Origin of the sequence: Roseivirga seohaensis subsp. aquiponti (genome assembly GCF_001267955.1) — a bacterium.
Lineage (GTDB): Bacteria > Bacteroidota > Bacteroidia > Cytophagales > Cyclobacteriaceae > Roseivirga > Roseivirga seohaensis.
Window position 1 is genome coordinate 25,850 of record NZ_JSVA01000006.1, and the last position, 25,167, is coordinate 51,016.

General features: G+C 39.6%; 22 protein-coding genes. 7 read left to right on the forward strand and 15 right to left on the reverse strand.

The genetic code is table 11. The annotated features are described in order from the left end of the window. Nucleotides 1–46: 46 nt before the first annotated feature. From OB69_RS04880 to OB69_RS04900, 5 genes are all read right to left on the reverse strand, one after another. On the reverse strand, nt 47–1,456 hold the full coding sequence (locus tag OB69_RS04880) for an MATE family efflux transporter (protein WP_053222585.1): 1,410 nt from the start codon (nt 1,454–1,456) through the stop codon (nt 47–49). Between the two features lie 262 nt (nt 1,457–1,718). Continuing rightward, a complete protein-coding gene (locus OB69_RS04885; RefSeq protein ID WP_053222586.1) occupies nt 1,719–2,411 on the reverse strand; it encodes an SIR2 family NAD-dependent protein deacylase in 693 nt (230 codons plus the stop codon). Beyond that, nucleotides 2,411–2,950, reverse strand: coding sequence for an HD domain-containing protein (locus OB69_RS04890; RefSeq protein ID WP_053222587.1), 540 nt, complete (start codon nt 2,948–2,950; stop codon nt 2,411–2,413). Before OB69_RS04890 ends, OB69_RS04885 begins: the two co-directional genes overlap by 1 nt. Nucleotides 2,951–3,086: 136 nt before the next feature. After that, on the reverse strand, nt 3,087–3,620 hold the full coding sequence (locus OB69_RS04895) for a DUF1648 domain-containing protein (RefSeq protein WP_245620782.1): 534 nt from the start codon (nt 3,618–3,620) through the stop codon (nt 3,087–3,089). Beyond that, nucleotides 3,617–4,477 (reverse strand): poly(ethylene terephthalate) hydrolase family protein, encoded by an 861-nt coding sequence (locus tag OB69_RS04900; protein ID WP_053222588.1) that lies wholly within the window; start codon nt 4,475–4,477, stop codon nt 3,617–3,619. The genes OB69_RS04895 and OB69_RS04900 overlap by 4 nt, the downstream gene beginning before the upstream one ends. Nucleotides 4,478–4,844: 367 nt before the next feature. On the opposite strand from OB69_RS04900, the gene OB69_RS04905 reads away from it, so the two are divergent. Next, nucleotides 4,845–5,294 carry a ferritin-like domain-containing protein gene (locus OB69_RS04905; RefSeq protein ID WP_053222589.1) on the forward strand — a complete coding sequence of 150 codons (450 nt, stop codon included), beginning with the start codon at nt 4,845–4,847 and terminating at the stop codon, nt 5,292–5,294. A 1,128-nt stretch (nt 5,295–6,422) separates the two neighbouring features. Here the strand turns inward: OB69_RS04905 and OB69_RS04915 are convergent. From OB69_RS04915 to OB69_RS04945, 7 genes are all read right to left on the reverse strand, one after another. Next, complete coding sequence (locus OB69_RS04915; protein ID WP_053222591.1) at nt 6,423–7,535, reverse strand: hypothetical protein; 1,113 nt, start codon at nt 7,533–7,535, stop codon at nt 6,423–6,425. A 117-nt stretch (nt 7,536–7,652) separates the two neighbouring features. Continuing rightward, nucleotides 7,653–8,219, reverse strand: a complete 567-nt coding sequence (locus OB69_RS04920) for a hypothetical protein (protein WP_053222592.1) — start codon at nt 8,217–8,219, stop codon at nt 7,653–7,655. A 149-nt stretch (nt 8,220–8,368) separates the two neighbouring features. Further along, nucleotides 8,369–9,322, reverse strand: a complete 954-nt coding sequence (locus OB69_RS04925; RefSeq protein WP_053222593.1) for a transketolase family protein — start codon at nt 9,320–9,322, stop codon at nt 8,369–8,371. Between the two features lie 9 nt (nt 9,323–9,331). Beyond that, entirely contained in the window at nt 9,332–10,180 is an 849-nt protein-coding gene (locus tag OB69_RS04930; RefSeq protein ID WP_053222594.1) for a transketolase, read from the reverse strand. 24 nt (nt 10,181–10,204) lie between these two features. Then, a complete protein-coding gene (gene bcp / locus OB69_RS04935; protein ID WP_053222595.1) occupies nt 10,205–10,654 on the reverse strand; it encodes a thioredoxin-dependent thiol peroxidase in 450 nt (149 codons plus the stop codon). 2 nt (nt 10,655–10,656) lie between these two features. Next, nucleotides 10,657–12,552, reverse strand: coding sequence for a M23 family metallopeptidase (locus OB69_RS04940; RefSeq protein WP_185096864.1), 1,896 nt, complete (start codon nt 12,550–12,552; stop codon nt 10,657–10,659). Continuing rightward, nucleotides 12,539–13,147, reverse strand: a complete 609-nt coding sequence (locus OB69_RS04945; RefSeq protein WP_053222597.1) for a fumarylacetoacetate hydrolase family protein — start codon at nt 13,145–13,147, stop codon at nt 12,539–12,541. Before OB69_RS04945 ends, OB69_RS04940 begins: the two co-directional genes overlap by 14 nt. Nucleotides 13,148–13,320: 173 nt before the next feature. Here OB69_RS04945 and OB69_RS04950 point away from each other — a divergent pair, with 173 nt between their 5' ends. The 6 genes from OB69_RS04950 (at nt 13,321) to OB69_RS04975 (ending at nt 20,345) form a co-directional block, all read left to right on the forward strand. After that, on the forward strand, nt 13,321–14,127 hold the full coding sequence (locus OB69_RS04950; protein WP_053222598.1) for a M48 family metallopeptidase: 807 nt from the start codon (nt 13,321–13,323) through the stop codon (nt 14,125–14,127). Nucleotides 14,128–14,698: 571 nt separating this feature from the next. Then, nucleotides 14,699–15,421: a bifunctional demethylmenaquinone methyltransferase/2-methoxy-6-polyprenyl-1,4-benzoquinol methylase UbiE gene (gene ubiE / locus OB69_RS04955; protein WP_053222599.1), complete on the forward strand. Its 723-nt coding sequence runs from the start codon at nt 14,699–14,701 to the stop codon at nt 15,419–15,421. Continuing rightward, nucleotides 15,370–16,104, forward strand: a complete 735-nt coding sequence (gene porT / locus OB69_RS04960) for a type IX secretion/gliding motility protein PorT/SprT (RefSeq protein WP_053222600.1) — start codon at nt 15,370–15,372, stop codon at nt 16,102–16,104. The genes ubiE and porT overlap by 52 nt, the downstream gene beginning before the upstream one ends. A gap of 301 nt (nt 16,105–16,405) precedes the next feature. After that, entirely contained in the window at nt 16,406–17,152 is a 747-nt protein-coding gene (locus OB69_RS04965) for an SDR family NAD(P)-dependent oxidoreductase (protein ID WP_053222601.1), read from the forward strand. A 32-nt stretch (nt 17,153–17,184) separates the two neighbouring features. Beyond that, nucleotides 17,185–17,775: a hypothetical protein gene (locus OB69_RS04970; RefSeq protein ID WP_053222602.1), complete on the forward strand. Its 591-nt coding sequence runs from the start codon at nt 17,185–17,187 to the stop codon at nt 17,773–17,775. Continuing rightward, nucleotides 17,772–20,345: a M1 family metallopeptidase gene (locus OB69_RS04975; RefSeq protein WP_053222603.1), complete on the forward strand. Its 2,574-nt coding sequence runs from the start codon at nt 17,772–17,774 to the stop codon at nt 20,343–20,345. Before OB69_RS04970 ends, OB69_RS04975 begins: the two co-directional genes overlap by 4 nt. A gap of 108 nt (nt 20,346–20,453) precedes the next feature. Here the strand turns inward: OB69_RS04975 and greB are convergent, their stop codons facing one another. The 3 genes from greB to gyrA form a co-directional block, all read right to left on the reverse strand. After that, nucleotides 20,454–20,969 carry a transcription elongation factor GreB gene (gene greB, locus OB69_RS04980; RefSeq protein ID WP_053222604.1) on the reverse strand — a complete coding sequence of 172 codons (516 nt, stop codon included), beginning with the start codon at nt 20,967–20,969 and terminating at the stop codon, nt 20,454–20,456. 430 nt (nt 20,970–21,399) lie between these two features. Next, nucleotides 21,400–22,569, reverse strand: coding sequence for a tetratricopeptide repeat protein (locus tag OB69_RS04985; protein WP_053222605.1), 1,170 nt, complete (start codon nt 22,567–22,569; stop codon nt 21,400–21,402). A 29-nt stretch (nt 22,570–22,598) separates the two neighbouring features. After that, the gene (gyrA, locus tag OB69_RS04990; protein WP_053222606.1) at nt 22,599–25,145 is read right to left on the reverse strand and encodes a DNA gyrase subunit A; all 2,547 of its coding nucleotides are present in this window, start codon (nt 25,143–25,145) and stop codon (nt 22,599–22,601) included. Nucleotides 25,146–25,167 lie beyond the last annotated feature (22 nt).

Below are 25,167 nucleotides of genomic sequence, written 5' to 3' on the forward strand. Positions count from 1 at the left end.
TATGCTGAAAATTCAACATAAGGCGCTCCTTAAAATTTGAAGTAGGCTAAACCTTGAAAGTTTTCCATTTTCCTTTTTTGAACCAATACCACGACACCGCAGCAATTAAGGTTTCGGAAAGCGTAATGGCCAAATAAACGCCCAATGGCCCCCAACCGAGGATTAAGGCCGCAACATAAGCTACTGGAATTTGGAACAGCCAAAAGCAGAAGAAGTTAATTACCGTTGGTACTTTGGTGTTTCCTGCTCCATTGAAAGACTGGGTCAATACCATTCCATAGGCGTAGAAGACGTAACCAGCAGCAATAACCTGTAAACTCAAGGCTCCGGCTTCAACAACGGCAATATCACCTTTAAACCAACTCACAATGGTTTTGGCAAAGAGTAGGTAGATTACAGAAATACTCACCATAAAAATGGCATTGTATTTAGCCGTTGTCCATACCGATTTCTCGGCTCTATCAGGTTGGCCTGCACCCAAATTTTGGCCAACCAAGGTTGCTGCAGCATTGCTCATTCCCCAAGCGGGCATCATGGTAAACATCATTACGCGAATGGAAATACCATAACCCGCCAATACATCGCTGCCAAATTCAGAAATAATTCTGGTGAGAATTACCCAAGAAGAAGTTCCAATAATGAACTGACCAATGCCTCCTAAAGAAACCTTGATTAATCCCCACATGATTTTGCCTCTGAATACTAAATCCTTAAGCCCAACTTTAATCCGACTTCCTCCCATAAAGAGCACCACAAGCTGGCCGATTACCGCCACTCCACGGCCGATATTGGTGGCAATGGCTGCACCTTCCACGCCATAAGCTGGAATAGGGCCAAAGCCGAAAATGAACATCGGGTCAAGGATAATGTTGATGCCGTTGGAAAGCACTAAGGTCCACATAGCGATAGAGGCATTGCCCGCCCCACGAAAAACTGCATTGATTAAGAATAGGAGTACTACCGTAATATTTCCCCCAATCATAATTTGGGTATAGCGATAGCCTTCTTCGATTAAATCGGGTTCTCCACCCATTAAACCAAGAATCTCCTTGGGATAAATGATACCGAAAACGCCAATCACTGTAGCGATAATTGTACCGAGAAGTATGGCTTGCACTGCTGTTTTAGAAGCACCTTCCATGTCCTTTTCGCCAGTTCTACGCGCTACAACAGCGGTGGCGGCCATACTCAAGCCAATCGCTAAGGCGTATACCAAGGTGATTACGGATTCTGTGAGTACCACTGTGGCAATGGCATTGGTGCTTACCTGAGACACGAAAATCATGTCGACCAAAGCAAAAGTAGATTCCATCAGCATTTCCAAAATCATTGGGATGGAAAGCATAAAGATGGCTTTGCGAATGCTACCAGTAGTGAAGTCTTCTTCTTTACCGGTAATGGCTATTTTAAAATAGCGTATAAACTTCTTGATAGAAGATTTTGAAAAATCTGTCATTGTTGTCTTGAAAAATAAATGTAAAAATATGAGTAATAGGGGGACGAGCTATTTTACTTGCTCGCTTCTGCGACCAGTGCACGGACGGCTACTATGGTAAACACAATTCTCATAACTTCATGATGACGCAAATGTGGAAGTTTTTTTTCTTTTCTCAAAATTCAAGTGTAATCTGTCAGTAAGATTTCTTAAGCCCCATCCATGCCTTCCCCAAAGGGGAAGGTTTTGCAGCTGTGGTTTATAGGCTTCAGGGATCATTAAATTAAACGTAATCTTTCAGCAAAATTTCTTTGAGCAATGCCATTCCAGTAGTTGCCTTTTCCTGAATAAAATGACGGTTTGATCTACGGCTAATTTCTGGTTGATGTGGGTCTACAATAAACACAGGCGCATGATTACCTACATAATGCACCAAACTGGCAGCAGGATACACCACAAGAGAAGTGCCTACAATCACTAGAATATCAGCTTGCTCTGTGATTTCGGCTGCTACGTCCATCATGGGTACGGCTTCTCCAAACCAAACAATGTTGGGGCGAAGTTGATGACCTTTCTCGCAAAGATCTCCCAGCTTTAACTCCCAATGGTCCATCTCATAAATTAATGAGTCATTCTTTTCACTACGACTCTGAAAAAGCTGACCGTGTAGGTGAATTACTTGGCTTGAACCAGCTTGTTCATGGAAATTGTCTACGTTTTGGGTAATGATACTTACCTCGAAATGAGCTTCTAATTCTTTCAGAATTTCATGTGCCCTGTTGGGTTTAGTCTCTAAGGCTTGCTTTCTGCGTTGGTTGTAAAACTCCAATACCAATTCCGGATTTTTGCGCCAAGCTTCGGGTGTGGCTACTTCGGTTACGGAATGGCCTTCCCAAAGTCCGTCTGCATCGCGAAAGGTTTTTAAACCACTTTCGGCACTTATGCCTGCCCCTGAAAGTACAACTAGCTTTTTCATCAAATATTCAACTCTTTTCTGTTTTCTTCCAACACTTTAATAATGAATTCAATGTGTTCGGTGAGGTCAACACCTAAGAGTTCAACTCCTTTTTCTATTTCATCGCGCTCTACTTTGGCCGCAAAGCTTTTCTGCTTGAGCTTTTTCTTTACTGATTTAGCTGTTAAACCCTCAATGCTTTCTGGTCGAACTTGGCAACAGGCAATGGTAAAGCCTGTCAATTCATCGCAGGCGAGTAAGGCTTTGTCCAGTTTGGTTTCATATTCAACGCCCCATTTGGTGTAGTGGGCAGAAATGGCATGAGCGATTTTCTCTTCCCCCATTTCTCTGAGCATATTTACAATTCGATTAGGATGTTCTTCGGGATAAGCCTCATAATCGGCATCATGGAGCATGCCTGTTATAGCCCATTCCTCAGAATCTTCTCCAAAATGCTTTCCGTAAGCTTCCATTACCAATTCTACACTTCTGGCGTGACGTAATAGACTTTCCCCTTTGGTCATGGATTCTAGAATGTTTCGTGCTTCTTCTCTGGTCATAGTGTCAAAATACGAGCAAAACCCTGATTTTAAAAATCGCAATGCAAATAACTAACCTTAGCAATTTACCATCACTCTAAGTTTGAATATTGAAAAGGGAAATCGTGAGAGTCTGTCTGTTCGGAGTGGTAGTCGCTTACTTAGTCTTCGTTTTACCCAGCTTTATGGATTTTATGATGTAGTAGGTCATTGGAATAAAGATCATTCCTAATGTTAAAGGTAAGAACCAAACCCCTAAGCCTTCAGCCGTTCCGTTAATATTCTGTATAGTTCTAAATACAATCAGGCTAAAGATTATCACTAACACTAACTTCAACACACGTAATAATCGGGTAGCCATTGTATAGTTTTTTAGGGCATTTTCTTCAGTTAATACTTCAGTAGGATAGTTAAAAACATGAGGATATTTGTTCAGAATCGTCATGCCAATATACAGCACCGAAGCAACGATTGGTAATGTTAACATGTTCCATTTGTTTCCAAAGCCATCTGCTTTTCCAGCTGCATTAAAGTGAATGGGTATGGTTTCAGGTAAATCCTGAAAATTAATGAATACTAAAACCCAAAGTCCAATCAAGATCAGCCAGCCAAAAAGCTCCATGGCAACATCTAAACCCGACAATTTAAGTCTCAATATTGGGCGACCGTTTTTATCCTTTTTTGAATTCAATTTAAATTACTTTGATGTTTTGAAGCCGTTGAGTTTTGATTAAGTGCATTGGTACTTAGTAATTGACTATAACAGCCGTTTCCACGTACAAACAGTTCGAGCCAAGCGTAGGCTACATTACCTAAATCTCCGTTTCCTGTGTTTGGATAAAGCGGAGTAGAATGATTTCCTTCTGTAATTTCAAAAAGCATTTTTTTAGTGTTTGAAGGAGTGTAGTCATAATGCACATTCGAATGACTTGCTGGAGGGGCTGTAGGGTCAACTTGTCCGCTTAAGATCAATACTGGTGCGGTATGGTTTAAATCCGTTTCCACAAGTGTTTTAGGGTATAACCAGGGTGTTATCGCAATCACGGCTTTCACTCTTTTATCGAGCGCTGCGGCTAATTGTGCGCCACCGCCTCCCATAGACCAGCCGCCCACAGCGATGTTTTTAGTGTCTAGCTTATGGAATAAGGGCGAATCCGTTCTATTATTTTCTTGTCGAATGGTTTCCATACCATCTACAAGTGCTTTGGCCCTTAATGCGGGGCTGTCGGTTAGAGCGTTTGTGCCAATTGTCATAGTAACATAACCACGTTCGGCAAGGTACCTTGCCCATAAGCTTACAGACCTTTGTGTGGCTTTGTAGCCAGGTACCAATACGATACTTTTTAAATTCGCTTCGCTATTGGTTGGGAAGTACAAAGTGGCACCATCATAATCATCACCATTTCGCAATCCATCAGCTTCATACAGTGAATCCAAGGAGAATGGTGTGTAGGTTGAAACACTTTTTACTGTTATAGATTCGCATTGTCCGTAAACAGAATGCGATAACACACATATTAACAATACTAATAAGGTTCTGACTTTCATAATAGGTGATGGTTAATGGTATTTTTGATTAGGTGTAATGAAGATAAAAATACTTTTTACAAAATTATTTCTGTAGCCATGCTATCCCTCAAATTTTAACCTTTTTTATTTAAAGGGTAGTCATCACATTCCGTGGCAACCAGACTGATTTTAAAGGAAGTATTTGGGAAGTACATAATTGAATTTGGATGGCAAATATATTGGACTTTTTAACCTGTAGCTTCTTTCACCACTAGTGTGGAATTCACTCTACTGTTTTTTATTGATATGTTGATCAAAATCACATATAGACTTAATTGAGAGGCCTTTATAGAACTGGCATAGTTCTTTCAAAAGGCTAGGTAACTTTTAATTAAAATATAGAAACATGAATTATACAGAAAAATTAGTCGACAAATTAAATGATGTTTTAAGACGTTCATATGATGCGATTCAAGGGTATGAAAACGCTATTGATGACATGAACGATGCCCAATTGAAAAACTTCTTTAAAAACCAAGTAATGGAAAGAACTAGGTTTGCTGGAGAATTGGCTTCTGAAATAACGGCTTTAGGTGGAGAGCCAGTAACTGAGAGTAGCTTTAAAGCAGCTTTACACAGGGCATGGATGGATTTGAAATCTTCAATAGCCTCTAATAACGCAGAAAAAGTTTTGCAGGAGTGTATTCGCGGAGAAGAAACGGCTAGTGAAGACTATAAAGACATTTTAGAAAGTGATCTTTCGCTTCCGCCAAGTGTAACTAACATGCTAAGAAGCCACAAAGCCAGTATTGACGCAACAGTAGTTAAGCTGAAAATGATGGAAAAAGTAGCTTAAGATACTAGAGTAGTTTATTTGTTTAGAGCACCGCACTTGATACTAATAGATCAAATGCGGTGTTTTTTATTTATGGAGAACTTACAGCTTACCGTCACTCTGAGGTTGAAGCTTGAAAAGCGAAACCGCGAGAGTCTGCCTGCTTGTTCGGAGGGACAGCGCTAGAGAAGGACAGATTCTTTCTTCCTCGTACCTCGTCATCAGAATGACGCTCCGAAATCCTCGCCTTGCAGTCATCCTGATTCTGAAGTCTCGGAAGTTTCAGGATTTGTTTGCTATTCAGGTAAACAGCAAAAACTTGAAACTCGCACTTCTGCCTAATGGCAGATAAACCGGAGAACCTGCGACAGAGTAATTTGGCGCCTGACTAACCTATAGATGACCGTTATCCTGTCCTTTCAGGACTCAAGTAGTGTTTGTTGTAGCGTTTTTCCGAAGGGTGAAACCCTTCGTTATGATATTATGCCCTTTCAGGGCAATGGGAATGAAATACTCACTACAAGGGATATTGATGGGCTGATTGATGACCTAAAGCCCCAACGGGGCGAAATAACATAGGAATGGGTGCAGCCCGTTCCTAATTCAGTGGAAATTAATTTTAGCCCTGTAAGGGCGAAATACATTTTTATGGACAAACAAGTCAGTCGCCTTGCTCTAAGGTTCACGATGAAAAGAAAACGGACAGCGTCTTTGATGAATAGTTGGACAGGTTCTGCCTAATGGCAGATAAATCGTAGAACTCGCGCAGTGGGACTATAAATAACCGTCACTCTGAGGTTGAAGCTTGAAAAGCGAAACCGCGAGAGTCTGTTTGTTCGGAGGGACAGCGCTAAAGACGGACAGATTCTTTCTTCCTCGTACCTCGTAATCAGAATGACGCTCCGAAATCCTCGCCTTGCAGTCATCCTGATCCCGAAGTTTCATAGAGTCTTAGGATCCGTTTGCTATTCAGGTAAACAGCAAAAACTTGAAACTCGCACGGATGTCCACCCTCGGGGGCGGTAGGTGGGGGATTTGCGCTAATTAAACCGGACAGCGTCCTTGATTAATAGCTGGTCACAGGTTCTACCTAATGGCAGATAAATCGGAGAACCCGCGACAAGGGGGCTTAATTATAAATTTCATTTTCTAACTTTCATCTCTTTTTTTATCAATATCATATTCCACATCTACTTCTTGGGCGTGAACTCTTATTCGATTACTATATGAATTGAGGCCTTTCTGTTCATAAAATTGGTCTAACTCTGAAATAGGTATCCATCGAGAGCCTATAAGGTTTGAGTTAAATAGTTCTTCAAAAATTTTACTGCTTAAGCTCTTTTCAGCACAATTATCCTTAGTCAATTTGGTATTTGCTTGTTGGATTTCTCTTACTAGGCAGATAGGAACGTGAAGACCCGTAGAAATTAATTTGCTATCTTCTTGAGCTATACGAGAAGTTGGCCTGAGAAAACCAGAGCAATAGGGGAATCTATATTTATCTCGTTTACCATGTTCTGGCCCTCTACAATATCCAGATTTACATAGGTTGGATTCTATTTTATCAAGCTGAGGTAATAAGTTTTTTGATTGAGAAAAGTAAAGAGTATTAGCATTCCACATTTTATATTGAAGATGTACAAATCGAACTTGTTCTCTTTGAAGATCAAATTGCTCATATACTAAATCGACCCCTAGAACTTCTTCATCTTTGTCAGGATGAAGTAACCTCAATCTTAAAAATTTATTTTTTCCAATTTTGTAATCTTTATAGTTGTCATTTTTATAGATTGGCTCGTCAAAGCTCGAAATAGATCGTAAATAAAAGTCTTGGTTTAGGACTTTATGCTCACTTATTTGTCTTGGTTTAAAATATTCTCTTGCCGATCTTAGTTCAAAAATCTTTTTTGCGATAAATCGATTGTTAGTAAAACTGGTATCTCCAATTAATTCCTCATGTGAGTCAATATCCTTTTGAATCAAATCATTTGGTTCAATTTTTTTTTCTGGGGTTGACTTTATTTCAGCCATTTCCTTGTAATATTTTACAGTTTCACTCTCATTTTTACTAGTCAATAATTTAGTAATCGATTCATAAAGTTTTGGATCAAGATCCTCGATTAAATCAAATGCTCTTTCATATGTTATTGGAAGGGAAGTTCCTTTAGCAAGTGTTACGGCCTCTCTTACTGCGTTAATAGCCTGAAATGCATGGTTTCGCCTGTCTTCTGATGCAAAGTTATCATTGTCTAAATAGGCCATAATGAAATATTAGATTTATTTAATATTATTACAAATTATGCATTAGTATTTTTAAACATCTTAAGGTGTATTTAATAGTGATTAAGAGTTGTCTTTAATCCATTCTTCTAATGCTAATTATATGTCTTTTTTAATTCTACTGTCCCTTTGAGTTTTGGCTCCAACTAGTTCTTTCTCAATTTGTTCATCAACGACTGAAAACCTCAATAAAGTTTTCCAAACTAGTTCTAAATCTTCCAATATTCTATCTCTTTCTGAAAATAGAGCCTTGATGTTTATCCTCAGATCCGAATAATCTTCTCTTGAAAGTTCGCTAGAAAAAAACTCTTTAATTTTATTGTTATACTGTTCAAACTCAGTTTGCATTTTATTTGTGGTACTTTGAAGGTTTTCTATCACTAAATCTCTTTCAGATAATTGTTTTTTTAAAATCTCAATTCTATCATAAAGTACTCTTATTTCTGAATTTATTTGTGTGTTCCAATCCTTATACTGATTAAGAATAGTGTGTGTGTCATCAATAGAGTTCTTATTATTTTCTCTTGTTTCCCTTAATAATGCTTTGTATTCATCAAGTACATTTTTTAGAACCCATTTGAATGATAGGATAACTGAAATAATAAGTACTATGTAGAATGAAATATTTGGCCAATTACTCTCTAAGTAGGATAATAATGTTTCCATAATTAAGGAAGGGTTAAGTTCTTATATATTTTTTATGGTACATAAGAAAGTTGTCAAAAACTTCTGACTTTAACAAAGATCTACTCTTAAATACAAAAAGCCCAATTCTCTCGAATCGGGCTTTCAGTATTTTAGGGTGTGAAGTGAAATTACTTTCTCTTCATTACTCTTTTAACGGCTTTCACGATGTTTTCAGCATCAATACCGTATTTCTTCATCAGTTGCTCTGGTGTTCCGCTTTCTCCGAAAGAATCATTCACCGCTACCATTTCTAATGGGGTAGGGAGGTTAAGCGCTAAAGTCTGTGCTACGCTATCGCCCAAGCCACCGTTCATTTGGTGTTCTTCGGCAGTTACTACACATCCTGTTTTCTTGGCTGATTCAATAATTGCTTGAACATCCAAAGGCTTAATGGTGTGAATGTTAATCACTTCTACGCTAATGCCTTCTTTGGCCAAAACGGCTTCTGCTTCAATGGCTTCCCATACTAAATGACCCGTAGCAAAGATGGTTACATCATTTCCTTCAATCATTTTAAGGGCTTTACCAATTTCGAATTTCTGATCGGCAGGTGTAAATACAGGCACTTTTGGTCTTCCAAAACGCAAGTAAACAGGGCCTTCAAATTCAGCAATGGCAATGGTAGCCGCTTTGGTTTGGTTGTAATCACATGGGTTGATCACCGTCATGTGCGGTAACATTTTCATCAAACCGATGTCTTCTAAAATCTGGTGCGTTGCGCCATCTTCACCCAAAGTTAAGCCTGCGTGAGAAGCACAAATCTTTACGTTTTTACCAGAATAGGCAATCGACTGACGGATTTGATCGTAAACACGACCCGTAGAGAAGTTTGCGAAAGTACCTGTAAAAGGAATTTTGCCGCCAATGGTTAAACCAGCTGCTACACCCATCATGTTCGCTTCAGCAATACCTACTTGGAAAAATCTTTCAGGAAATTCATCGATGAAATCCTGCATTTTTAAAGAACCCACAAGGTCGGCACAAAGCGCCACCACTTCAGGGTTGGTACGTCCTAATTCCAATAAACCAGCACCGAAGCCAGAACGCGTATCTTTTTGATCTGTATATGTAAATTTCGTCATTGCTGCTTATTAATAGTCTCCAAGGGTTTCTTCTAACTGGGCCAAAGCGGTAGCCAATTGTTCATCGTTTGGCGCTACACCGTGCCATTTGTGCGACCCCATCATAAAGTCTACACCAGCACCCATTTCGGTTTTCATAAGGTTCACTACGGGTTTTCCTTTACCAGAAAGTGATTTAGCCAAAGTCATCGCGTTGATCACAGACTTCATGTCGTTACCATCGCTTTCAATCACATCCCAACCAAAGGCCTGCCATTTGGCTTTCAAGTCCTTAAGGTCCATTACATCAGAAGTAGGGCCGTCAATTTGCTGACCGTTATAATCTACAGTAGCAATAAGATTATCAATTTTGTGGTGAGCTGCATACATTGCTGCTTCCCAAACCTGACCTTCGTCAAGTTCTCCATCGCCCATCAAAACATACACGCGCTTGTCGTCCTTGTTCAGTTTTTTAGCTTGGGCTGCTCCACAGGCTACAGAAAGGCCTTGGCCTAATGAACCTGACGCTACTCGAATTCCGGGTAAACCTTCTTCAGTAGCAGGGTGGCCCTGAAGCCTAGAGTCCAATTTTCTGAAAGTGGCAAGTTCGGATACCGGGAAGTAACCGCTACGGGCCAAAATGCTGTACCAAACTGGAGAAATGTGCCCGTTCGATAAAAAGAACATGTCTTCGTCTCTTCCATCTGGATCAAATGGCTTTTTGATGTCCATAATGTTGAAGTACAAAGCAGTAAGGAAATCGGTGCATCCTAAAGAACCACCTGGGTGACCAGAGTTCACGGCATGTACCATTCGTACAATATCACGCCTTACCTGAGAAGCTGTTTTCTCTAGGGTTTCAATACTAGGTTTATTCACGCTGTATTTATGATTGGTTAAAAATTATTTCAATATCTGAGCGGTGTGGTCTTTGGTTTTTACTTTCGCAATCACCTCTTCAATCACTCCGTTTTCATCAATTATAAATGTTGTGCGGGCGGTTCCCATATAAGTTCTGCCATACATCGATTTTTCTACCCATGTTCCAAACTGCTCATGAATGCTTTTGTCTTCATCGGCAATTAGCGGAAATGGAAGTGCGAATTTATTAATAAAATTTTGATGCTTCTTTGCCGAATCCGAACTAATCCCAACAATTGCGTATCCGGCCTCTAAAAGGGCATTATAATTATCTCTAAGGTTGCATGCTTCTGCTGTGCAGCCGGGGGTGTTGTCTTTTGGGTAGAAGAACAGAACTAATTTCTTTCCAGAAAAGTCAGAAAGCTTAATTGGGTTACTGTCCTGATCGATTCCTTCAAAATTTGGGGCTTTATCGCCTGCTTGTAATGCCATAATTAAAGTTTTAATGTTAGGGTTTTCTTGTTTCCAGCGTAATCTGTAACTGTTAAAGCAAAATCTCCCTTTAATGGTTTGCTCTTATCTAAAGTTTCTGACCAAATTAATTTTCTTTTGGAGTCGTAGTTCATTAAAAGCCATTCTCCGTTAATGGTGGCCTCGTATTCTTTAATGCCCGAAAGTTCATCGTCAATATTGAAGTAGAGAATTCCGTTGCTTGATGCGCGTTGCTTAATTGTAGGGGGTATTACATCTTTCATCAATGTGAAGTTACCAAAGGAGGAAATGGCAAACCTGATTTTACCCTCGTTCCAATTTCCACCTACAAAGCTTGCATTGCCCGAATTACTTAGCGCATAAGCTTTATATTGTTCAAGTGTATCGTATTCCAAAAGTGGAACTAGCTCTATTTCAACAATTCCTCGTAAAGCAGAAATTTCATCACCAATCTGTAGTACTTCTATTTTCTTTTCTTCATTTACGTAGTGCCTCGCTTTTAGGTAAAGCGTATCGAACAGAGTGTTTTTGCCGAAGGCTGCAGAAAAAGATTCAGAAAGATAGGAGTGTTCCTTTTCTGAAGGAATCATATCTATAAAGTCCATTTCCTCTTGATCGTCTCCGAAATCTATAGTTTTTGGCAGACCTTTATTCAAATCTATCAAGTAAACGTTTTCCTCGCTATCAGAATAGGCGGGTTCTAGAATGTGTGAACCTTGTTGGGTATACACAGTAATGTTGTTGAGTTCGTCTTTACGCTTTCTGTGAATTTGTAGCGTATTGTCTAATAAGTAAGAATGATTTCTACGGTCAATTTGAGTAAGCTCGGTGGGAGCAGCCTTTTCTCCTTTTACATTGAATGACACCCTACGTTGGTTGCCATAGGCATCGGCCAAAAGAATTTGGAAAAGGTAAATCGAGTCTTGCTGTGGATAAAAGAATCCACGGTCTTCCATGTCGTTGTAAAAGCCCAAACTATTACCATCATCAATATAAAGCTTATTATAGCGCCTTCTTGTTTCTTGCTCAGCTTGGTAATTTGTGAATGACTTGATATTGTATTGTAAAGAAAAATTGACAGAGTCAATTCTCTGACTGAACAGTAATTCTCGATTTTGATACACATCAATTTCCGGAACACCATTTTTATTAGCAGCGCCATCGAGTTTGTCGTGTGCCCAAATTTCGAAACCAATTTTGCCTGCGGTGCGAATGGTGTCGGTAATCACATATTCATTTCCTCGCTTTTCTAGGTTGAATTCGAACCTACCGAATTGCCCATTTACCCTTGAGTTGATGTTCATGGTTTTCAAGGCAATTCTTTCAGCAATAGGGGCGATATTGTCTTTGATTTCGGTGAAGCCGATTCGAAGAGGATCGAGCACCTCTTGATTGGCATCTCTAATTTCAAAATGAAGGTGTGGACCTGTAGATGAACCAGAATTACCTGAGTAACCCAATACTTCTCCTTTCTTCAATTTAAATCTTCCGCGATCAGGAAATAGGTTTACAGTAAATGACTTTTGCTTGTACTGACTTTCCAATACGTATTTGGCCAATTCATCATTAAATCGCTGTAAGTGGGCATACACCGTTGTGGTGCCATTGGGGTGAACCACGTATACAGCATTTCCATAGCCTCCGGTAGATACCGCAATACGACTTACATAGCCTTCGGCAGCTGCATAAACATTGAGCCCTTCTACGCCATTGGTTTTAATGTCGAGCCCAGCGTGAAAATGCGAGGAACGCAATTCACCCATATTTCCAGCCAAATAATTGGTGCGTTCTGGCTGAATGGGGAATTGATAATAGCCTTTTTCGATCTTGCTGTATTGGGCAAAGCTCGAAACCGTAATAAATAAAATGGGTAATAATAAGAGTCTACTTAACCTCAACTTCCAACATTTTTTCATTCTCTATATAAGCAGTAAGTGTATCGCCAATCACCGTTTTACCAACACCCGCAGGTGTACCAGTAAAAATGATGTCTCCCTTCTTCAACGTAAAGTATTTCGAAATATGCTCAATGATGTCGTCAAAACTGAAAAGCATCATATTGGTATTTCCGTTTTGCTTTACTTCGCCATTTTGCTGTAAACTGAAATTCAAGTTGTTTAAATCAAACTTGTCTTTGCTTACAAATTCAGAAATAGGGGCAGAGCCATTAAAGGCCTTGGCTTTTTCCCAAGGTAAGCCTTTTTCTTTGCAGCGTTGCTGAACATCTCTGGCGGTGAAGTCAATTCCCACGCCAATTTCATCATAGTATTTGTGGGCGAATTTCTTTTCAATGTGTTTTCCTTCCCTACTTATTTTTAAAAGGATTTCTACTTCGTAATGAATATCATTTGAGAAATCGGGATGATAGAATGGTGCATTATTTCTCAATACAGCGGTATCGGGCTTTAAAAACACTACTGGTTCTGTGGGGCGTTCATTGTTTAATTCTGCAATATGTTCTGCATAATTACGGCCAATAGCAACAATCTTCATTCGGATAAGTTTAGTTAGGGTTGGATAACTATAAAGGTAACAATGGACAAAATTAAAACTTCGATCTGATTTGACAACCTGTCATTTATGATCAATTTTGTGTAACGAAAGAATATGCCAGTATACCTTGTTGTTCAGGAAGATAGATTTTTAATAAAAGAGAATTTTTAGTGATGAGAAAATTAATAGCACTGAGTTTTATAGTAGCCTTAGTAATTGGTTGTACTACTGTGCCGATTACAGGTAGAAAACAACTTACTGGAGTGGTAGGTAGTGAAGAAGTGATTGCCATGAGTGCTGATGCTTACAAGCAAGTGATTGATTCGGTACAATTATCGACTAATCAAGAGCAAGTAGCCATGATCAGACGAGTGGGGACCAGAATTCAAAAAGCTGTAGAGCAATACATGAATAATAATGGTTATGAAGGGCTTTTGGATGGTTTTGATTGGGAGTTTAACCTGATTGAAAGTGATCAAGTAAATGCTTGGGCTATGCCAGGCGGAAAGGTGGCTTTCTATACAGGAATCCTTCCTATTTGTAAAGATGACCTAGGGGTAGCTGTAGTTATGGGGCACGAAGTAGCGCATGCAGTTGCTAAGCACGGTCAGGAGCGAATGAATCAGAACTATGCTAAACAAGTGGGATTAAGTATTGGTGCGGTGGCACTAGGGCAGGATCCAACTTTAGCTCAGCAAATGGTATTTCAGGCAGTAGGTATTGGTACCGATATTGGACTGTTGAAATTTTCAAGAACGCATGAATCAGAAGCCGATGAATTGGGCTTGACATTTATGGCCATTGCGGGTTACGACCCAAGTGAAGCACCCAAGTTTTGGGAAAGAATGTCGGCAGGAAGTAGTGGACAAGCACCACCAGAGTTTCTTTCTACACACCCAAGTCATGAAACTAGGATTGAAAGGCTGAATGCTGCTTTGCCTAAGGCTATGGAGTACTATAATAAGAGTACATTGAAGTAATTAATATTCAGCCTTTCGGGGCTTTTGAATATGTCAGGTAGTTATGAGGAGGGCTTTTGTCCTCCGTTTTTTTGTGGGTAAGGTTGTTTTGTCCTTTCAGGACTGTATAAGAATAGGGATTGGGTGTTTCGAAGGGCTTTACCCTTCGTTTTGATATATAGCCCTTTCAGGGCAATTCATGACTGGCATGTTGGGAAAGCACCAACGGGTCGTAATATGATAGGGATGGGCTGCAACCCATCCCTAGTTCTGGATAGTTTGATTTAGCCCTGTGGGTGCGGTAGGAAGGCTAATGAAAAAAGAATTGAGCTCCAGTCGTCTGTTGGGGAAAGCACCAAACAGGAGCAGAACTTTTTATATTACTGAAAAAACCCAAAGCTTCGAGGCTTACAGCATAACTTAGCCTTGAAGTTAGTGCTGATGATTTCATTGAATTGGTAAAGCAATCTAATCCGCGTAATCCTTCAACTCCTAAAAATCTGCGATCACTCACAATTTTCACTGTAATTAATCGCAACAAAACTCTTATCCCCCCTGTTTCCTTCGTATTATTGCACCCAAATTCGAAAAAATGGCGGTTGTACCTTACAAAGAGAACCAAGCGAGTAAAAAAGAACAGGTGGCTGAAATGTTCAACAACATAAGCCACAAGTATGATTTCTTGAATCATTTTTTAAGCCTAGGCATAGATATTCTTTGGCGAAAAAAAGCCATTAGAATGCTAAAATCGCATCAGCCGAAGCAGATTTTAGACATTGCCACTGGTACAGGTGATTTCGCTATTGAGGCTTTAGCCCTTAATCCAGACAGGGTAGTAGGGGTCGATATTTCTGCAGGAATGCTAGAAATAGGTAAGCAGAAAATGAAGAAGAAGGGGCTCGATCATATCATTGATATGCAGATGGGCGATTCAGAGAAGTTACTCTTCGAAGACAATACCTTTGATGCCGTCATCGTTTCTTTTGGCGTAAGGAATTTCGAGAACTTAAAGAAAGGTTTGAGCGATATGCACCGCGTATTGAAGCCAGGAGGGAAGGTAGTCATTGTAGAGTTTTCGCAACCAAGAACTTTCCCCATGAAGCAGCTCTATAATTTTTATTTTAAGTCGATTTTACCTGTCATTGGTAAAGTAGTGTCTAAAGATCAGTCGGCTTATACGTATTTGCCAGAATCAGTAGCTGCTTTTCCTGATGGCGAAAGATTTTTGAATATTTTAGGGGAAGTAGGATTTAACAAAACTGAATGCAAGCCACTAACTTTTGGTATAAGCTCAATATACATCGGTCAAAAATAGTTTTCTTTTTAGCACTGTTCATTGCCAATTTAGCATTGGGGCAAAAAGCACCCATAAAGCTGAATAGGATTGGCAGTGATGATAAAAAAGCAAATTATGGCTTCTTTTTGGGCTATCATCAGAACTACTACGGAATAAAATACTCCGATGCCTTTGAAGGCCCCGATTACGACAATGTAACCTCTATTGTGTCTAAACAAAACTCTGGGTTTAACTTGGGTTTCATGGTGAATTTTAGGCTTGCCGATCAATTTACCCTAAGGTTTGTGCCGGTAAAAATTGGTTTGTACCAACATATGGTGCAATACAATATGACAGATGGCACAGTGGATGAACAGTTGATTGAAAGCACCCGAATAGAGCCTGGCTTATTTCTTAAATACCGCTCTATCAGACGCGACAACCTTAGGGTGTACGTGATTGCAGGTGTAAGTGCTTCCATGCGTTCGGGTAAGGCTGAAGACTTGGGCGGTGTGGATAAGTTGGAAATAAGGAAAGGAAACTTGAAAGCTGAAATTGGCTTTGGCTTCGAAAATTATTTTGAGTTCTTCAAGCTTGAACCTGAAATACGCTACTCCAGAGGCTTGACGAATGTGCTTAACCCTTCGAACAACTTCTACTCGAATGGCATAGGCCAAATTACCACGCACAACTTCTCTATCTATTTCCACTTTACGGATTAGTTGTATCGTCCTGAAATAGGTTGACAAAACATTTCCTAAATCTTCTTAATAAAAGGGAATTGACCAGTGCTAATTTCAGGTGTTTGAAGTCAAATCTCAATAATGACCACCGAAGTACTCCCTCCTTGAAGGTGTATAATCGTTTCAACCTATTTGAGCATGAGACAATCCTAGTTACAAAAACGAGGATTAGTGGCGTATCTTAACCAATTGAAAATAAGCTACAACTCACATCATAAATAATACCTTCATACTTACCCATATTTCTTCTAAATTCGAACCTCAAGAATTTAGAACAGGAATGAGCAAAATAGCAATGGTTACCGGAGCTACCTCTGGTATTGGTTGGGCTACTGCCGAAGCACTGGCCAAGGAAGGTTATCAATTGATTATCTGTGGAAGGCGAAAGGAACGACTTCAAGAATTGTCTGCGAAAGTGGACGTAGAAACCCTAGAACTCATTTTTGATGTGAGTGATAGAGCTGCAGTCGCAGAAGCCCTTAATTCGCTTCCAGAGGAATGGAAACAGATCGATGTGTTGATCAATAATGCTGGAAATGCACATGGTTTGGGCAAAATTCACGAAGGAAATATTGATGACTGGGATGCCATGATTGACATTAACGTAAAAGGCCTGTTATATGTCACCAAAGCCATTGTGCCGAATATGGTAGAGCGAGGTGAAGGTCATGTGGTGAATATCGGGTCTATTGCAGGAAAAGAAGCTTACCCGGGAGGAAACGTATATTGCGGTTCTAAACATGCGGTAGACGCTATTAATACCGGCATGCGAATGGACTTGAACGGAACAGGTGTGAAGGTTTCTCAGGTTTGCCCAGGTTTGGTAGAAACCGAGTTTTCATTGGTCCGCTTTAAAGGCGATAAAGACAGAGCGAAAATGGCCTATGAGGGCTTTGAAGCACTTCGTGCCGAAGATATTGCAGACCTTATTCGTTTTATAGTCACTCGCCCTGCACATGTAAATATTGCCGACACGCTCATTTTACCTGCTGCACAGGCTTCCCCAACTTTGGTGGATAGAAACTGAGCTCTAATTTCTAGGAAAGAACAAGAAACACGATGAACGAAGAAGAATTCAATGACAAAGTGCCACAAGAAGGCCTTCCCATTCCAGAAATATTTAGAAATTCCGACACCAAGGGTTATATCACGCACTGTATTCAATGCGATTACGAATTACTTAAAGGCGATCGGTCTTATATGATCGAAAAGGTATTTAAAAGATACCCAAACCTTGATTCCACCCAAGTGCTTTTTGAGTACGGTATGTGCAGCGTTTGTTATGAAAAAATGAAGGACAGCCTGTCCGCAGAAAGCATGCAGAACCTTTCCAATTACATGATGAACAACATGGATTTTTCGGCCATGCAGCAGCGTATTGAAGAAAACCCAGAAGATCCTGAGAAGTGGATGTCGCATTGTATGATTCACGGTACCCCAAAAGAAGAAATGACTGAATATCAGGTAGCGGCTTCCTTTAAAGGTGATCGTTTGATGACGAATTTTATGCCTCCTTATATGATTGGAGGTTTGGCTTTAGAAGAATTAAACGGTTTGCTTTCAAAAGAAACCAAAGAAGACATGGACGGATTTATTGACCAGCATTTTGGCATTCCTCCTGAATTGAGAAAAGACTTTATTCTGATATGAAAAAACTACTTTTATTCTGCCTGCTTCCCTTTTTAATCTTTTCGTGTAACAGCAAAAATGAATTTGAAGGCATTGAAAATGGCGTTTCCTTGGTCTTGGCCAAATCCAGAAAGGCCATTGTTTCTAATATCAATTATACGCTCGAATTCAGGGTACCAGAAGCGCTAGCTCAGCCCATTCAGTCGCTGGAAACTTTGACTTTTAACCTAAGTGACAATTCTAAAGACCTGCTTTTAGATTTTAGAGAATCAGCCGATAAGCTTAAAGGCATTATTGTCAACGATCAATCCACTGAAATCAATTTTAAGAATGAGCACATCATTATCAGTAAGGATTTATTGAGAAGAGGGAAGAACATCATTGAAATCAACTTTTTTGCAGGAGAAACCTCGCTCAACCGAAAGGAAGAGTTTATGTACACCTTGCTCGTTCCCGATAGAGCAAGAACCCTTTTTCCTTCATTCGATCAGCCAAATTTAAAGGCGACCTACGACTTAACTTTAGACTTACCTGAAAGCTGGACAGCCATAGCCAACGGGCCTGTGGCACTTTTAAGTGTGAAAGATGGCAGAAAAAACATTCAGTTTGAAAAGTCTGATTTGATCAGTACTTACTTGTTCTCTTTTGTAGCGGGCAAGTTCAAAACCGAAACTCGAAATGTGGGAGGTATGGAAATGACCATGCTCCATAGAGAAACAGACAGCGAAAAAGTAGCTAGAAACCTCGATTTGATTTTTTACCTCCATGGTGCTTCAATTCAATGGTTACAAGAATACACGGGCATTCCATATCCCTTTAAAAAATTCGATTTCGCGCTAATTCCTAGTTTCCAATACGGAGGCATGGAACATGTTGGCGCTATTCAGTACCAAGCGAATAGCCTCTTGTTAGATGAAGATCCTTCGCAATCTCAGTTGTTGAGCAGGGCCAGTTTGATTGCACACGAAACCGCCCACATGTGGTTTGGCGATTTGGTCACAATGGACTGGTTCAATGATGTTTGGACCAAAGAAGTATTTGCCAATTTTATGGCCGCCAAAATGGTAAATCCAAGTTTCCCTGAAATCGATCATGAATTGAATTTCTTGGTGCGCCATTATCCTTCCGCTTATGGGGTAGACAGAACCGAAGGTGCCAATCCAATCCGACAAGAACTGAACAACCTGAATGAGGCTGGTCAAATGTATGGCGCCATTATTTACAATAAAGCACCAATTATGATGCGTCAGCTAGAAATGCTGATAGGAGAACAATTGTTTCAAGAAGGTATGCAAGAATATTTAAAAACCTATTCGCACTCCAACGCCACTTGGCCTGATTTGATCAATATTCTGGACAAAAAAACACCTGAGGATTTAAAAACTTGGAGTGAGGTTTGGGTAAATACGCCTGGTCGCCCAGAGTTTCAGTTAGAACTTGTTCGTGAGCAAGGAATGTTAAATCAGATGCGATTGAGTCAGTTTGACCCATTAGGAAAAAACCGAGTATGGCCTCAGGTATTCAGTGCGGCAGCTTGGCTCGATCAAACCAAAGTGTATAAGAAAATCATTTCAAAGCAGGCGGTTTTAGATATTGATCTACCTATTCTACGATTAGGAGACCTTGTTTTGAATGCAGACGGAAGAGGCTATGGTCTTTTTGAAGCAGACATCAATATGGTTACTCAGCGGTATTCACGCATGACCGATGTGGAAAAAGGGACCACTTTTGTGAACCTTTACGAGAATTTCCTCGATGGTAGAGTTCCTCGTGTTGGCTATATAGAAATGGTGAAATGGGTGATTGCGAAAGAGGAAAATGAATTGATTCTGAATTTGGTTTTAGGGCAACTCAACAATATTTATTGGTCGTATTTAACGGAAGATGAAAGGGCCAGCGTAGCACCTGATTTGGAACGTACCTTATACTTTTTAATGGAAACCAAATCTGAAAAGCCAAGTGTAAAGAAAATTTACTTCAATGCCTTCCGAAACATTACCATTACCCAAAACAACGTTGGACGTTTGTATGACATTTGGAATGGTGCCAAAGTAAAAGGCTTGAATCTTTCTGAAAACGATTTGGTGGGGCTGGCTTCGCAATTGGCCATCCGTTTACCCGATAGAGCAGATGCTATTTTAAAACAGCAATTAGATTCCATTAAAAACCCTGACACCAAACGTAGATTCGAATTTGTGATGCCTGCGCTTTCTAATTCAAAACAAGTGCGTGATGCATTTTTTGAGTCGTTGAAGGATGAGAAAAACAGACAGACCGAGTCTTGGGTGCTTTCTGCTTTGGCTGCTTTACATCATCCATTGAGAAAAGAGTCTTCTGAAAAGTACATTCTGCCAAGTTTAGAATTGCTAAAGGAGATTCAAGAAACGGGCGATATTTTCTTCCCAACGCGTTGGTTAGATCAAACTTTAGGCAATTACAATTCGGCTTCGGCAGTAAAAACAGTGCGCGATTTCTTAAAGGATAACCCTGATTATAATGCCCAGTTGAAAATGAAGATTTTGCAAGCATCAGACAATCTTTTCCGTTCAGAAAGAATTCTAGGAGGGAAGGAGAGTTTACAGCAGAAGTAAATTCTTATGAAACTCTAGCAATCTAAGTAAGTAACCCAATTATACTAATACCTTACTCATTTAAGCTAGAAAGTAGTTAACAAATAATGGAGTTGAACAGCCTGAAATCTATTTCTGATACTCAATTTTAAGGATTTCCCATATAAAATCACCCATTTTGGTTTTAACGATTACTTCATCTCCAACCGTTTTATCAAGAAGGGCTTTAGCCATAGGGGAGTCCATAGAGATATAATTTTTGTTACCTATTAGTTCTTCGTAACCAACAATACGAAAACGGTTTTGAAGCCCTTTTTCTTTATTTTTAATTTCTACCCAAGCCCCGAAATTCACTTTTCCTTCTTGGTTGGGATGGTATTCAATCACTTTAAAATCATCAATACACTTACGCAAATAACGAACGCGATTATCAATTTCTCGTAGACGCTTTTTGTTGTAATGGTAATCAGCATTTTCTGAACGATCTCCCAAGCTGGCGGCCCATGTAACCTTAGCAGTAACGTCTGGACGCTCAACTCGCCACAAGTGATCATGTTCTTCCTTTAATTTTTCTAAACCTTCGGAAGTAATCAATTGCGAGCGATTGAGTTTTGGTAGCGTTGATTCTGGGATTTTTCGCCTCATAATAAATGCCTTGTTTTGAAAAATTTCCGCAAGATAATAAATGATGTAGAGTTTGTTTGGGAAGAATAATCTATAGATGGAGGTACATGAGAAAATAGACAGCCTTTAAATCTTATGCATAGCGCAGGGAACTGCCGGCACGGCACAGCGGGTGAGTAGAAAATAAAATAGGCGCGTTCGGTCCACGCCACTGCGTGGTTAATATAATATAGAATTATATATCAGGCGGTTGGTGGTGAAGGCCGTGTTTCGCTTAACATAAGAACTGTCGTTATCGTACAGCCACGCAGTCCGAGAACTGTTCTTATGTTAAATACTCCGCAAGCTCCGTATTACGCAAAACACTATGATTGTTATATAATTTATATTATGTTAAATAAGTATATTAAAGAAGAAGGGAGATTGTTAAACCTCCCTCTCAATCTTAAAATTATTCTCCTCCGTCTAGGGCTTCTATTCTTGCTAGAATTGCATCTCTTTTTGCGTCCATTCCTAACTGATCATATACAGTACTTAAAGGATTAAGAATGTAAATATCATTCGGCTTAGACTTTTCTGCTTTTTCGAAATGAGGTAATGCCAATCTAAATTTAGCATAAGCTTCTTCTCTTTTCTTATCGTACTCTGCATTGTCAGTAATATCGTTTGCAGCCTTTAAGATCTCAACTCCCTCGTTGAAATACACACTACCTACAACATAAGAAGCATCTGGGTAATCAGGCTGTAATTCTAAAGCTTTGTTAGCCGATTCTAAAGCTGCAGGATAATCTCCGGCATTATACTGTAAGAATGCAAGCGTATAATAAAGAATCGCAGTTTTATCGCCATTGTCGATATTCTTTTGAATTCCAGCAATCGCCTCATCTAATTTATCACCTTGAATTAAGATATCAATTTCGAAGTCTCTGTATACCTTTTCATCTGGAAATGCCTTTTGAGCCATTCTAGCATACTTCAAAGCGTTATCAAAATCCTTTTTAGTAAGATACATGTCGATAAGACCGTTGTAAGCGAAATTAGTATTCTCAAACTCTTCAGTTGATTCTACTACTCTGGTATAATACTTAATCGCATCATCTACCTTATCTGCATTATAAGCGCTATAACCCGCATAGAAATTCATAATCACATCTGCTTTAATATCAGCCGATAAACTAAAGTACTTATATGCATTTTCGAAATCGTCAACTTCGAAGTATTCGTTTCCTTTCTTGTTGACTAGGTTTTGAAGAAAGATAAAACCTTCACCACCACCAATAAAGTCATTATTAGAATTCATTACTGGAGGAAAATATAAGTCTTCCTTAAGGTCTTCATCTCCCTTTTCCACCGCAGTGTTAAAGTAAGCGAATGATTCTCTAGCAAGGTCAATGTTCTCCATATCAGCCTTAAACTGATATAATTTCGCTTTTCCAAGGATTACATACACCTCTGCATCGTCTTTGGTTTCAGCATTTTCTGAGGCCTGTTTGGCCAATGTAAGTGCTTCTGCGTATTCGCCTTTTTTCAGCGCCTTTTCAGCACTTTTTAGCACTTTCTTTTGTCCGTATACCCCCGCTACAAAAAACAATAGCAAGGCGGTAAAAAATAGCTTTTTCATGTTTTCTAGTCTCTTGTTTAGTTTAAAATTTACTCTTCTGTTTTATTTTCATTTTGGTTTTCGCCTTCAACTTCTGGTGTGTCAGTAGAACCTTCAATTGATTCTACATTTTCTACCTCATCTTCCGATTCTATTTTTTGAATCTTCTCAACTGATGAAATAGCATCACCTTCGTTTAAGCGAATAAGTTTAACACCTTGGGTGGCTCTTCCCATTACCCTAAGTGATTCCACCGATATTCTAATGGTAATTCCTGATTTGTTTATGATCATAAGGTCATCGCTATCGACCACCTCTTTTATGGCCACTAGGTTACCGGTTTTCTCAGTAACGTTAATGGTTTTTACACCCTTACCTCCTCTTTTGGTAATTCGGTAATCATCTATTGGTGAGCGCTTCCCATATCCGTTTTCAGACACAACTAATAGGTTAGCTTCTTCTCTGTTTACACATACCATGCCAATCACTCTGTCGTCATCTCCAGCAAGCCTAAACGCTCTTACTCCAGCTGCTGTTCTACCCATTGGCCTAACATCGCTTTCGTGGAAGTGAATTGCCCTACCAGACCTAGCTCCAATAATGATGTGATTATCACCGTTTGTGAATTTGACCTCAAGTAAGCGATCTCCTTCGTTAATAGTTATCGCATTTATACCATTGGTACGTGGACGAGAATAAGCCTCTAAAGAAGTCTTTTTAATGGTTCCGAGTTCGGTACACATCACTACATAATTGTTATTAATGTAGTCTTCATCCTTTAGGTTCTGAACATTGATTACTGCTCTGATTCTATCACCTGGTTCTATATTGATAAGGTTTTGAACCGGTCGTCCTTTAGCAGTTTTATTACCTTCAGGTAATTCCCAAACTTTTTTCCAAAACACTTTACCAAACTCTGTAAATATGAGTAGGTAATCGTGAGTCATTCCAGTGAAAAGGTATTCGGTAAAGTCATCTGTTTTTGAGCCAGCACCTTTAGAGCCAACTCCTCCTCTACCTTGAGTTTTATATTCAGACAGCAGTGTTCTTTTTACATAACCCAAGTGAGAAATAGTGATTAACATTTCCTCATTCGGAATCATGTCTTCCGCACTAAAATCTTCGTATGAATGAATGATGTCTGTTCTGCGTTCATCGCCATAGCGATCTCTAATCTCAATCAATTCATTTTTGATGATTTCCATCCTAAGCTCTTCTTTTTCAAGAATTTCCTTTAGGTGGTTAATCAGCTCCATAATCTCATCATATTCCTTCTGAATTTTATCTCTTTCCAGACCTGTCAGTCTTTGGAGACGCATTTCCAAAATGGCTTTTGCTTGAATTTCAGAGAGTTCAAACTTCTCCATCAAGCCGTTTTTGGCTATTTCAGGATCTCTTGAATTTCTGATCAATGAAATTACTTCGTCCAAATGATCTAAGGCTATTAAATAACCTTCTAAAATGTGGGCTCTTTTTTCGGCTTCATTCAGTTCGTACTGAGTTCTGCGAATAACTACTTCATGTCTATGTTCTACATAGTACTTGATTAAGTCTTTGGTGTTGAGTGTATGCGGTCTTCCTTTTACAAGGGCCACATTATTTACACTGAAAGAAGACTGTAGCTGAGTGTATTTAAACAAATTGTTCAACACTACATTTCCAATAGCATCTTTCTTCAGTTCATAAACAATGCGCATTCCATTACGATCCGACTCGTCACGTAAATCCGAAATACCTTCAATTCTCTTTTCATTAATTAATGCAGCCGTCTTTTCAATCATACTGGCCTTATTCACCATGTATGGAATCTCCGTAACGATGATTCGCTCACGACCTGAAGGCATGGTTTCAATTTCTGATTTTGCTCTCAGAACAACTCTACCTCTTCCGGTTTCAAAAGCTGATTTTACTCCAGTATAACCATAAATAGTCCCTCCCGTTGGGAAATCTGGTGCAGTAATATGCTGCATCAATTCCTCTGAAGATATATCGTTATTTTCTATATAGGCAATGGTTCCGTTTACTACCTCGGTTAAGTTGTGAGGAGCCATATTAGTAGCCATACCTACTGCAATTCCTGAACTACCATTCAATAATAGATTTGGAAGCTTACCTGGAAGCACCGATGGTTCTTTTAAGGAATCATCAAAGTTGAATTGAAAATCAACGGTTTCTTTATTGATATCAGTTAATAGCTCATCTGCAATCCTCCTTAGTCTGGCCTCGGTATAACGCATGGCCGCAGGTGAATCACCATCTACCGAACCAAAGTTTCCTTGCCCATCAACCAGCGGATAACGTAAAGACCAAGGTTGAGCCATACGCACCATCGTGTCGTATACTGATGAGTCACCGTGTGGGTGATACTTACCCAACACCTCTCCTACAATTCTGGCCGATTTTTTATATGGTTTGTTCCAGTTTACTCCAAGGTCTAACATACCATAGAGTACTCTTCTATGAACGGGTTTTAGGCCGTCTCTTACATCTGGTAAAGCTCTTGAAATAATCACCGACATGGAATAGTCGATGTAGGCTCCCTTCATTTCATCTTCAATATTGATAGGGATGATTGTTTCGTTCGTTCCTTCTGCCATTTAGTCTAAAAATAGTTCGAAA